This window comes from Paraburkholderia sp. SARCC-3016 (assembly GCF_031119615.1).
Lineage (GTDB): Bacteria > Pseudomonadota > Gammaproteobacteria > Burkholderiales > Burkholderiaceae > Paraburkholderia.
Genome location: NZ_JAVHZD010000025.1, coordinates 51,000 through 61,934, shown reverse-complemented (window position 1 = coordinate 61,934; position 10,935 = coordinate 51,000). Strand labels below are relative to the sequence as shown.

Below are 10,935 nucleotides of genomic sequence, written 5' to 3'. Positions count from 1 at the left end.
CCAATGTCTGCTGTCTTCAAGAAGGTCATCCGCGACCACAAGCTCTCGGCCCGCCTGATCCCGGTTTTCACGCTCGCGCCCGAGCTCGAACTGTGCTGCGCGCGCGTGTCGGATTTCATTGGCGAGCGCTTCATGGGTGAGGCCGAGCCCCTGGTCAAGGAGATGCTCGATAGTGCTCTGGCGAGCTTCAAAAAGGCTCGCAAGTCTACTGAATCGCACGTTGCCTTCATGCGGGGACTTTTCGCGCCGGCGTGGCTGCTCTATGCCCGTCGCTATGTCGCACGTGACGGCGAGAAATATCACGTCTGGTCGCCGATGCTCGAGTCCGTTACCGCATTCGAGGCTCGCCATCAGGATCTGGCTGTCGGGATGTTCGACGAGCGCTGTCCGGAGCGGATCACACAGCGTTCTGCGGCATTCCAGCTTGCCGCGCGTGCATTGACCGGCGAAAACTTCCGTCTTTACTTCGAGGACTACGATGTCGCTGACCATCTGGCTGATAGCGAAGCTGTCGCGGGTTGATGCCGATCTGGCGCGCCGCGCGCTGTCGACGGCGCGTGCACAGGACGAGATCGATGCGCCCGCGCCGGCAGACCTTGAGCGCGGCGGTGGCGCCATGGCGTACGGCCTCGCGCTGTTCGTCAGCCGGCGTCCAGTCCACTTTTATGTCGGGCTGCTCGGGCTGCTGGCGTTCTTCGGCTACATGTTTTCCCGGTTTGCGTTAGCTGCGTACGAGTTCGGGATACACCAGTATGGCCAGTAGCCGGTTCGTCGCGCACGTTCGCCTGTGGTTCTTCATCGTGCCGTTGCTCGCGGTATTCGTGATGCCGGCGATTCCTGACCGCTCGCTATTCGAAATCCCGGCAAACGAAGCAGACTCGGTCGCTTCGGTTCTCGGCAATGACCGCGCCGCGCAGGCGGTCGATCACACGAATGCGCTCTTCCGGCATGCATTCGTTGACTCCGGCGTGATGCTGGCCACGATCGATGCAACACGGTCCAAAGGTCTTAACGACGGGGGCGTGACCACTTTCGCGCATACCTGGGTGCGAAATTTCTGGCTGCTCATCTACCGGGCGGTGTATCGCGCAACGGTAATGAAGGTCTGGCTCTTCGGCACCGTTGTCTTCTGTTGCGCGGCGTTCATCGATGGATCGATGCGCCGCAAGATCAGGGCGTCGGCGGCCGGCTTCGCGCGCCCGCTCTCCTTCCATCTGGCGGGACACGGCATTCTGCTCGTGTTCGGCGTCGCATTCGCCGTTCTCATCGCGCCGGTCCCGGTGCTCGCGCCGTACTGGATTGCGGTCACGGCATGTCTGGGCATGCTGATCTGGAAGGCCTCGTCTTCCTGGCAATAACAGGCCCTTGCCTGGTGGAAAGCTCGACGAAAACCATTCTCTTTTCGGGTTAAGGCCGTCAACTGGTTGACGGCCACCGTCATTGTCGCGAGACAGATCATTGCGCCGCGCGGATGGCCCGTCTTGCCTTTTTCTAGTCCTACCGGATCGAAAAAGGCTCCGCAAATAACCCCTCTTTCAGTTCCACACTCCTTGCCCTCCTCGTAACAATAGGTCAAGCCGCGCGACCCGCGCACTACCTAGAGGAGCGACAGATTGAGCACCGCAACCAACGAAGAAACGAACGCGTCGAGCGAGATGGCGCCGGAACACGTCAGCCACGCACTGGCACCGACCGGCGCGGCACTCGTCACGGACGGTGCCGATGACGGTGAGATCGAGCGCGAGCTGTCGGAAATGGAATCGGACGCCGCGACGCTTCAGCGTGAAGGGATGATCTCCGAGCAGGAAGCCGCAGAAAAGCGTGAACAGGTTGCGCGCACCCGCAAGTTCTTCCACGAGCTGCCGCCTGCCGAGCGTGCGGCAATCGTTCAGCGCCGACGCGAAATCGGCCGGCAGTTGGTGGAACGTCAACTCTCGGGCGCCGCGGTCGTGAAGGCTACCGTGCGCCTGAACCACACTCGCCTGAAGCCGCTGTTTGAACAGTGGTGGCCGTACCTGAACCGCATGAGCATCAACATGCAGCGCTTTGGTCGCTCGACATTCGGGGCGCACGACCAGGGCATGGTGACCGACTGGTTCGAAAAGCAGGTCGGGGACCTTGAAGCATACGTCGACGAGCAGCTGGACGTCGCGGGTGGATTCCGTGAGCGTACGCAGGCTGAAATGGTGGGCCGCGGCGAGATCGTGTTCGTTCCGACGGTCACGCTGCCATCGCTCAATATCGAGGTCGAAGCGTATTCCCGATTTTCGATGCGGCTGCTGTCGCTGCTGCTCAAATTCGATCGCGTGATGGACAACTTCGATTTCCTTGTCTGGAACGGCATCCGCGACCAGTCGGACATGGACGAGGAAACCTCGCGCTTTCTGCGCAAATTCCATCCGGTCGGCGTGCGCGGCTACATGACCCATCTGCGTTTGATGACCACTGTGCGCGGCCGGTAGGCGGCCGCTTCTGATCGCGCTATCTGATCGAACAGGGAATCATGTTCAGCCACAACGAAACTGGAGCTATCGCAGGTTGCTTCGTCATTTTCGTGGCGCTTGCCGGAACTGCCGTTGAAGCAGGCGCTCGCCGGCTCGGTCTGACCTTGCCATGGTGGGAAGCGACACTGATTTTGCTGGCCATCCTGGCGCTGATAGCGATTCTGCTTGCCCATCGCGAAAGGGCAGCCGAAAAGCGCCGGAGCGACGAGTCGGCGAAACGTGAACAGACGAAGGCGCGGCTGGAAGGGCAATATCCGGGCGCAAGAGCGACGCCGCTTTCCAGTGGGCATTGGCTTCTAACCGACATCGGGTCGGGGCGAACCATCACGGAAGTCACGCCGCCCGACCGCAACTTTTCGGCGTGAGTCGGATATCGATGCTCGAGGGACTGAACCCGCAGCAGCGCGAGGTCGTCGAATCTCGCCGGCCCTGCCTGGCGATCGCCTGCCCGGGCGCAGGCAAGACGAAGACGATTGCGGTCAAGGCCGCCTGGCTGCTATCCCGTCCAGATTCCATCGTCGGTGCCGTTACGTTCAGCAAGGATGCAGCCACCGAGCTGCGTGATCGCATCCTGTCGCTTGCTGGCGCCGATGCAAAGCGCAGGCTGCTCGCCGGCACCTTCCACTCGCTTGCGTTCAGGCAACTCGGCGGCGCGAGCGGGCAGCGGCGGGACATCGCATCCGACGGCGATCGCTCCGGCCTGATTGCACGCGTGCTGGCCGAGCGGGGCCTGAAATGGAAGGTTGAAGACGTCATATCGCTTATCGAGCGGATCAAGACCGACTTTGGTCGTGTCGAGGCAGGCACGACCGAGGCAGACGTCTACCACGCGTATCAGGAAGCGCTCGCGCGCAATGGCAAGATCGACTTCCAGGACATGCTGAGACTCTCCGTTGCAGGCATGGAGTCGGGCGATATCGAACCGTATGCAGTCACCGATCTGCTTGTCGACGAGTTTCAGGATACCGACCCACTGCAGTATCGGTGGGTGGAGCTGCATGCCCGCGCCGGCGCGACCGTCACCGTCGTCGGCGACGACGATCAGAGCATCTATGGATTCCGCTCGGCGCTCGGTGTGCGCGGCATGGAAAGTTTCGCGTCGACCTTCGAGGCGCAGCGCGTGGTGCTCGGCAGCAACTACCGGTGCCGCGACGAGATCCTTGCCGCGGCCGACCGCGTTATCCGCAACAACGTCGACCGGATCTCGAAGCTGCTGCGCGCGGAGCGTGGACAGGGCGGTGTGGTCTCCAGCCTTCGCTTCGAGGATGAATATACCGATGCGGTGGCCGCCGTTGAGGCCATGCAGGCGCGGCTCGCGGCCGGCCAGTCGTGCGCGGTTCTCGCGCGCACCAACCGCATTCTGGATGCGTTCGAAGCCGTCTGCCGGTCGCACGGCTTGTCCTATTTTCGCGCCTCCGGGTATTCAGTCCTGAACCGGCCTCAAGGCGCGCTGCTGTGCAATCTGCTCGAGGTCGTGCAGGGCGCGAAAGACAACGGGCTGGACGCGGTGCTCGCGCACATGGGCATGAGTTCAGGTGACCTCGGGACCCTTCACCTCGCGATGGGCCCGACGCTTGTGCAAAAGCAGAAGAAAGACCTCGTCGCGCTCGGGCTGACTGACGAAACCGCGACGGCCTATCGCAATTTCATGAAGCGCCTCGCGGAGTGGAAGGAGTTGTGCGGCCGCCAGTTCTATTCGCTGGCCCTCGAGGGCGTGCGCGAGTGGATGCTGTCCTGTGCGAAGACCGAAGCCGCGATCCGCGCCATCCAGGCGACATACGATGTCGTTTCGCGGCTTAACGGCCTGTTCACCGAGCGTATCGAGTTTCTCAAACGCGACAACAACAAGCCTGTTCCCGGCGCGTTAATTCTCACGACGATGCACAGTTCGAAAGGGCTGGAGTGGGATCACGTATGGATCGCGCGGGCGGAGGAGGGTGTCGTGCCCGACGACAAGAGCCCGGAATCCGAGGAGCGACGGCTTTTCTATGTCGCGATGACCCGCGCGCGTGAGAGCCTCGTTATGACGAGCATCAGAAAGCACGCAGTGTCGAGATTCGTCGTTGAATCGGAAACCGACGCGAGCTAAAGAATACGCAGACTCGAAAGCATAACGTCGCGCATGTCCGGCGCGGAACGCCCGCTGTCTCCTGCAGCGTCATCGGCGACAGCTGGCGCGAATGCAGCGAGGGACACCAGCAGTTCCTTCGTCACGCCAAACCGATGCCGAGCCCGGCAGCTTCGCTATCCAGAAGTGGGCCTCGCATGAGAACCCCCGCCAGGTCACGAATGCTGCTGACGAGCGCGCGGTCTCCGATCGTCCACTGCTCGTCGGGCACGGCGAGCAGTTCAGCCAGCCGCCGCGGCATGGGACGCCGTGAGACCCTGGTCGGGGCGTCACTCGTCGAACCGGGCTCAATGGTTACGGTTCCAACCAGCATGTTCCAAAGATGCTCAGGCTGCATATGAAGTCCTTAAACGTTGAACTGCCTCATGGGCCGTGCCGGCGCCCGTTATTCGCGATTCGTCGTGATGCGCAACCGGTACCGCGGATCGTTGAGCGGCACGTCGGTGGTTTCGCTATCCTTAAGAACGACCGGGATGTCCAGTCGCTGCGGCCCGGAAATATCCACGACTTCCGACGGGCAGTCCGCGCTCCCCGTTTCATGCTTCCCCGTGACCACGGTGTCGGAGGCAGACACGAGTACGTGAATGGTCGAGCCGTCGATCGACGTCGGCTTCACCACGAGCATGACGCCAGCGAACGCTTCGTGACTCGTCAGCTTGCGGCCATTCGAATCGACCGTGCATGTTGCATAACCGGTGGTGTTCCCCGACTGCATGGCATAGGGCTTCAACTGTCCGAGGGCATCCGGTGTGACCTCAATGCCCGTGACGAGCATGCGGCCGTCCTTGAACCACTCGATCTTCAATGTGTGGGCCGAAGCAGTAATGTCTGCGTGAGCCGAAAAAGCAGCGGCCAGAAATGATGCTGCAAGCCAGGTGCGTTTGTTCATGAATTGTTGTTCCTTTGTGTCTGGGACAGGCTGGTGGAACTCAGTCCGGTTTCTGCGACGCACCGGTTCAGGTGACGCTGCGACCGTCAGATTCGTTCGAACGTCCTGCAGGGACATATCGAGCGCGCTTTCCGTATCCGAAGTAAGCGAGCAGGCGAGGGAGGAAAAGCCCCCATTCAGACTCGTCGCTCTCCTTCCATACGGCCGACGAGATCTCCAGGCCAGCCTGCCAGACAAGTATGGCGGCAAGGAGCAGGAACATCGCGCCGAAGAGATAAGCATCGAACGACATGAGCATCAATTGCCACAGATCGGCGGTGTTGCCTGGCGATATCACCTTCACCATTAGTGCTGCTACCCGGTGAGCCAGGGTAAGCAGCCAGGAATCGGTTTTGCCGCCAAGGAACGGGACGATCGACCACAAGCTGTAAAGCCCGGCGCCAAGACTCGCATACCAGACCATTTGCGCGAACGCAATGCGAAACACAACCGGCGTAGGCCGGGCGGACAATTGCATGGCACTCTCCTTAATCGTTGACCGCGGTACGCGGCAGATGCTGTACGTTCGAGACAGGACTTCCGACGGACACAGACTCTCCATGTTCACGTGCAGGCGGCTCAAGCCTCGTTTCGCCGCTGGCCGCGGGCGCCTCGATCGTCAGTTCCCTCGCGACACGCTTGAGCTGACCGTCAATCGCCGCCCGTGGCCCCAGGCGGATCGTGCCGCAATAGAAGATGTTTCCCTTCACGCGGCCGTTGATCTCGAGCGTCGCCCGTGCATGGACGTCGCCTTCGACGGAGCCGTCGATGCGCACGTGTTCTCCTTGCACCATGCCTTTGACCATGCCGCCAAGGCCGACATGCAGCAGCCCCGCGTTCGCAATCAGGTTGCCGTCGACGATCCCGAATGTGCTCAGGCCGTGGTCGAGGATCAGGTCACCATGGATCGTCGCGCCGGTGGCGAGCAGCGTCACACTGAGCGATTGTGATTTCACTGGATTCTCCTAGAAGAGCTGAACGTCGCCGGACTTGCCGGCGGGCGTTGAGGGTTTTGTCGCTTCGAGTGCCGGCGAAGATGCTCCAGCGGTTCTTTCGGTCACCGGTTCGGCCGCGCGATGGTGCACCGGATGACGGATCGTCTTCTCCGCGGGCCTGACCGCGACTGACGCCGGGATCGCTGTCGCCGCCACCTCAGGTGTGCGCCGGACTTCAGTCGGTTCAGGCACGGCGACCGGCGTGGCCTGGAGCGTAGGCGCGGGTGCGGGCGCGGACACCGACGACGCCGGGGTGTGCGCCGCATGAATTGGCGATGCGGCGGCGCTTGCCAGGGCAGGTTGCGTGGTCGTGCTTGCCGCGCGCTGCTCACCCGGGCGCGCGTCGATCGCCGGAGAGAGCTGTCGAGTATCGATACTCGACAGAGCCGATCGGGGCGCGGCCAGTCCACTGTCGAGATCACGCGAGGTCAGCGGCCGCGCTGGTGCAACGTCGATTGGCTGATCCTGTCGGGTTGCGGGAGCCGGCGGTCGTACGGGGACGGCTGCTACTTTCTTTGCGGCTGCAATCAGCGGTGCCGGAGGGTGGATCAGCTGGTAAAGGTGGTATGCGCCCAGCGCCGTGCCGACTGCGAGGGCGCCAACGGCAAGACCGATCGACACTGGCCGTGCGATCCGCCGCACGTTCCCGAACACTGCGTGCCGATCGCGCGCATCATCAGGCGTCGGAAGGCTAGGCATCGACGCAACGTGTCCGGCGATATCGATCGTGACAGGCTGCGTCGCGTAATGGGCGTGCAACGCCTGGATTTCTCGTAAATCCATGTGTTCCGTTCCTCCGGGTTGTGATCTGGCCGCAGACGTGCAAGGCGGTCACTGCTCGAGTCGCGTGCCGTCAAAGTCGAACTCGTCGTTGTCAGGCGCGCAGACGAAGACGATGTGCCTGATACGCTTTTCCGCGTTGGCCAGAATGTTTTCGCGGCCTTCCGTCTCGATCTTTCCGGACAGCAACGCCTCCAGCGAGCTCGCGAACAGCCGGTCGTATTGCGTGAGGCAGCGCACAAGCCGTCCGGCGAGAGGGTGGGTCACCTTCAGTTCGATTGATTCACGTGGCAGCACCAGCGGGCGGGCGTTATGTTTCTCAACCCAGGCGATCGCCTTCGAGAGCCAGCTGTCGGCTTCGCGAAAAGCCTTGTCCAGCGCCTTGACCTTGCCGCCGCGCGCGACGGTTACCTTCGCTGCGCAGAAGTTATAGTCCGACCGGATGAACGTGCGCGCAAAGAGCGAGCAGTACTCGAGCAGCGTGCTGGCGTCGGAGTCCGGGATGATGCGTGCAATGCGCGAGTCGCTCGTGAGCCGCTCGATGGGCTTGAGGCCCGTGGCTGTAGCGTAAGGTGCATTGTCGGCAGGCGACGGCGCATCGCCGGCATCATGCGTTGGGGCGGCTATCGTGAGTTCGGGACGTGAATCGCCGGGTGGCGTCTCGCGCTCCGGGTCGGACGGGAGTTCAAGAACGGCGGACATGATTTTTCGGGTGTAGGTCTCTCTCCCGATCATTGTGTGTGAACTACCGCACACAGGTTGACCCGAAAGCTACGCTGAATTCAGGAGCTTTCCGGTGCCCGTACCCGGTTTTTTACGCAATACTGAATCCATTCCCGGCGTCACTGACGCATCGACCTCGACTCTGTAGCCTGGAGTCCGTCTTCTGTACCAAGCCGTGCCATCGCGCATGCTCCGACCAGCTGGCTACTGGTGTGGAATCTTCTGCTGATGAGCGCCTCGCCCGCGCTCCCCATCTTTCAGTCATAAAACTCGCCACCGGCTGCTTCACGCGCCGTGGCATCGTTTGAGCCCGGATATTCGGGTGTCTCTCTCCAGACCCATCCGGGTAAAACGATCGTAGTGGACTGATCCGTGATCCTGCGGCGGAATGTATTTCCCGAAAATGGGCTGTTGCGCAGCGTGACCATGCTGCGCGAGGGCGATCTCCCGCCCTCGTATCTGAGCCTTGCGGCTCCCTGAGCGCCACGTCCCCGGAAGGGACGTGGCGCCCGGGTCATTTCCAGTCGAATCCAGAAAAGCGCGTTCCTGACCCGGGACGCGCTTTTTTTTTCGTCCCCTGTCTTTCTTAACCGGAGGTATCCGTGCTTCCCGACCATCTTGACGAGCGTATTGCCCAGACGATCCGTAACCGGCTCGAGCACGAACGCGAGGCGGCCGACACCGGCTCGCCGGCGTGGCGTGAACGGTGCGAGGTCGCGACGGTTGCAATGCTCGCCGACGACCAGCGTCGCGTTTTTCTTTCACACGTTGCCACGAACCGCGGATACGCGGTCGCAAACGGCCTGCAGCAGTCTGCAGACCAGATGCGCACGGCAGCCATTTTCATTCTGCGAGGTAATGTCCAATGACCGCTGTAATGACGTTGTCCGATGCTGCACCCCGCAGCATCGTTGAAGAGCGCGCCATGCGCCCGCCGACCATTGGTCGCATCCGGCCCGGCATCAAGGTGCTCAAGTCCAGTGCGCGTGAGAACGCAAAGGCCGTGAACCTGTACGAGACGATGGTCGCTGCAGGATCGTCGTTTGACGACATCGCGAAAGTGATCGAGTCACAGTGCAGAATCAGGGATCCACTGGTGCCGAAGAACGTGCCGTATTTCACGTGTCGCCGTTCCGACTTCACGAACCCGGAGGTTGCCGACGAGATTCTGCGGCTGTATGGCGAAGATCGCGGCGACGGGTTGAAGCTCTATCGTTTTCCAGTGCTGTTCGCGTTTAACGACTGGATGAGCAATCTGCCCAACCAGATGGCTGCGTGGGGCGCGACGGGTCGCAAGTATTTCTCGGAGTATGGCCCCGACGGCACGCGTTACTGCAAGACGTACGCGAAGGTCGAGCGCGATCCGCGTGCGCAGCGCGCAACACGCAACTTCGGTGGTCGCACGGTGATTTTCCGGCAGGACGATTCGATTCCCGATGGCGTGTGCGACCCCGAGCAATGTCCGCAGTACCAGTCGCGCCAGTGCAACCTGTCCGCGAGCTTTATCTTCGCGGTACCGGACATCAAGGGCCTGGGTCTCATCGAGCTGCCGACCAACTCGATCTATGTGCTGCAGAAGGCGTATGCCGCGATGCAGACCGTCGTGCTCGCGCGCGGCAAGCTGACCGGTACGCGCTTCATGCTCTCCAAGCGCGAGTTCGATATCACCCGTATCAACGAAGGCGGCGAAGCGGTGCGACAGAAGCAGATGCTCACGGTTCTCGACGCTGAGATCGATATCGGCGCGCTGCTCGACGGTGCCGAAGATCCGGCGCCGGCACTCGAGTCGGCTAACGCTGCAGTGGCGTTGATCGAAGCGGGCGGCAACGTGCACGCATTGCATCCCGACGATGCACAGGCTGACGTCGATACGCACGACAGCACCGGTGGTTCTCCAGAACCTGCGGGGCAGTCGCAAGCCACATCGGGCCCGCTGATGCAGAAGGTGATGGCGGATCTTGTCGACAGCGGTACGGGCACACAGCCGGAGTCGCACGACGCGAAGCTTCACCGCATGTCCGATCTGCTGCAACGGCTTGGACTCAATGCCGAAGATCGCCAGCAGGGCTTCCGCGTCTTTGCGCACACGACGTACGGCCGTGGCTGGACCGATCGTGCAAGAGATGTCGACGGCATGAACGAGAGGTTGACGCAGGGTCTGAGCGATCCAGCAAAGCTCAACGATGAAATCAATGCAGCGACGCAGGCCGTGCTGTTTGGCGACTAACGTAGCGATGCATCCGGAACCCAGCCCTCAGGGGCTGGCGTTCCTTCCTTCCACGAGAACATTTCAGCAAGGCGGCTTGCTCAAGTGTTTTCGACAGCGTACCTGCGCATCGAAACGAGCCCGCTACGGCGGCCATCTCTTTTTAAGGAACTCGTCCGATGAGGAAAATCGGCAATATCACCGCGTTTTTCGGCGCGGACGATGTACTCAGCAACTGGCATCCCTGCCAGTTCGTCTATCACGATGTGACCTTCACGAGCGTTGAGCAGTTCATGATGTTCGCGAAGGCGAAGCTTTTCAACGATGACGATGCAGCGCAGAAGATTCTCGATGCGCGTGACCCGATGACCCAGAAGGCGATCGGCCGTCAGGTCTCGGGTTTCGATCTTGCGATATGGGAGACCCGTCGCGAGTCGATCGTCTATGTCGGCTGTCGCGAGAAGTTCGCGCAGAACCCGGGTATCCGCTCGATCCTGCTGTCCACTGCGCCGACGCAACTGGTCGAGGCGAGCCCCTATGACCTCATCTGGGGTGTCGGCATTGGCGAGTTCGATTCGCGCATTGGGGATCCTCGCCACTGGCGCGGCATGAACCTGCTCGGCAAGACGCTGATGCGGGTGCGTGACGCACTTTCAACCACCTGATTTTTC

General features: G+C 61.6%; 14 protein-coding genes. 9 read left to right on the top strand and 5 right to left on the bottom strand.

The window, feature by feature from the left end:
- Positions 1-3 precede the first annotated feature (3 nt).
- The 6 genes from QYH69_RS23995 (at position 4) to QYH69_RS23970 (ending at position 4,593) form a co-directional block, all read left to right on the top strand.
- Positions 4-522 carry a hypothetical protein gene (locus QYH69_RS23995; RefSeq protein ID WP_308834225.1) on the top strand — a complete coding sequence of 173 codons (519 nt, stop codon included), beginning with the start codon at positions 4-6 and terminating at the stop codon, positions 520-522.
- Complete coding sequence (locus tag QYH69_RS23990; RefSeq protein WP_308834224.1) at positions 479-763, top strand: hypothetical protein; 285 nt, start codon at positions 479-481, stop codon at positions 761-763. The genes QYH69_RS23995 and QYH69_RS23990 overlap by 44 nt, the downstream gene beginning before the upstream one ends.
- Positions 753-1,358 (top strand): DUF4400 domain-containing protein, encoded by a 606-nt coding sequence (locus tag QYH69_RS23985; RefSeq protein ID WP_308834223.1) that lies wholly within the window; start codon positions 753-755, stop codon positions 1,356-1,358. Before QYH69_RS23990 ends, QYH69_RS23985 begins: the two co-directional genes overlap by 11 nt.
- A gap of 297 nt (positions 1,359-1,655) precedes the next feature.
- Positions 1,656-2,462 (top strand): ATPase, encoded by an 807-nt coding sequence (locus tag QYH69_RS23980; RefSeq protein WP_308834301.1) that lies wholly within the window; start codon positions 1,656-1,658, stop codon positions 2,460-2,462.
- 41 nt (positions 2,463-2,503) lie between these two features.
- The gene (locus QYH69_RS23975; RefSeq protein ID WP_308834222.1) at positions 2,504-2,869 is read left to right on the top strand and encodes a hypothetical protein; all 366 of its coding nucleotides are present in this window, start codon (positions 2,504-2,506) and stop codon (positions 2,867-2,869) included.
- Positions 2,870-2,880: 11 nt separating this feature from the next.
- Positions 2,881-4,593 (top strand): ATP-dependent helicase, encoded by a 1,713-nt coding sequence (locus tag QYH69_RS23970; protein WP_308834300.1) that lies wholly within the window; start codon positions 2,881-2,883, stop codon positions 4,591-4,593.
- A 121-nt stretch (positions 4,594-4,714) separates the two neighbouring features.
- Here QYH69_RS23970 and QYH69_RS23965 read toward each other — a convergent pair whose 3' ends face one another.
- From QYH69_RS23965 to QYH69_RS23945, 5 genes are all read right to left on the bottom strand, one after another.
- Positions 4,715-4,969: a hypothetical protein gene (locus tag QYH69_RS23965; RefSeq protein WP_308834221.1), complete on the bottom strand. Its 255-nt coding sequence runs from the start codon at positions 4,967-4,969 to the stop codon at positions 4,715-4,717.
- A gap of 48 nt (positions 4,970-5,017) precedes the next feature.
- Positions 5,018-5,521 carry a hypothetical protein gene (locus QYH69_RS23960; RefSeq protein WP_308834220.1) on the bottom strand — a complete coding sequence of 168 codons (504 nt, stop codon included), beginning with the start codon at positions 5,519-5,521 and terminating at the stop codon, positions 5,018-5,020.
- 67 nt (positions 5,522-5,588) lie between these two features.
- Complete coding sequence (locus QYH69_RS23955; protein ID WP_308834219.1) at positions 5,589-6,038, bottom strand: hypothetical protein; 450 nt, start codon at positions 6,036-6,038, stop codon at positions 5,589-5,591.
- A 10-nt stretch (positions 6,039-6,048) separates the two neighbouring features.
- Positions 6,049-6,516, bottom strand: a complete 468-nt coding sequence (locus QYH69_RS23950; RefSeq protein ID WP_308834218.1) for a polymer-forming cytoskeletal protein — start codon at positions 6,514-6,516, stop codon at positions 6,049-6,051.
- Positions 6,517-7,386: 870 nt separating this feature from the next.
- A complete protein-coding gene (locus QYH69_RS23945) occupies positions 7,387-8,037 on the bottom strand; it encodes a DUF1845 domain-containing protein (protein ID WP_308834217.1) in 651 nt (216 codons plus the stop codon).
- Positions 8,038-8,660: 623 nt separating this feature from the next.
- Between QYH69_RS23945 and QYH69_RS23940 the strand changes: the two genes are divergently transcribed.
- The 3 genes from QYH69_RS23940 to QYH69_RS23930 all read left to right on the top strand — a co-directional run bounded on the left by QYH69_RS23940 (position 8,661) and on the right by QYH69_RS23930 (position 10,929).
- Entirely contained in the window at positions 8,661-8,927 is a 267-nt protein-coding gene (locus tag QYH69_RS23940; protein WP_308834216.1) for a hypothetical protein, read from the top strand.
- Positions 8,924-10,285 (top strand): hypothetical protein, encoded by a 1,362-nt coding sequence (locus QYH69_RS23935; protein WP_308834215.1) that lies wholly within the window; start codon positions 8,924-8,926, stop codon positions 10,283-10,285. The genes QYH69_RS23940 and QYH69_RS23935 overlap by 4 nt, the downstream gene beginning before the upstream one ends.
- Positions 10,286-10,443: 158 nt before the next feature.
- Positions 10,444-10,929 (top strand): NADAR family protein, encoded by a 486-nt coding sequence (locus tag QYH69_RS23930; RefSeq protein WP_308834214.1) that lies wholly within the window; start codon positions 10,444-10,446, stop codon positions 10,927-10,929.
- Positions 10,930-10,935: the final 6 nt, after the last annotated feature.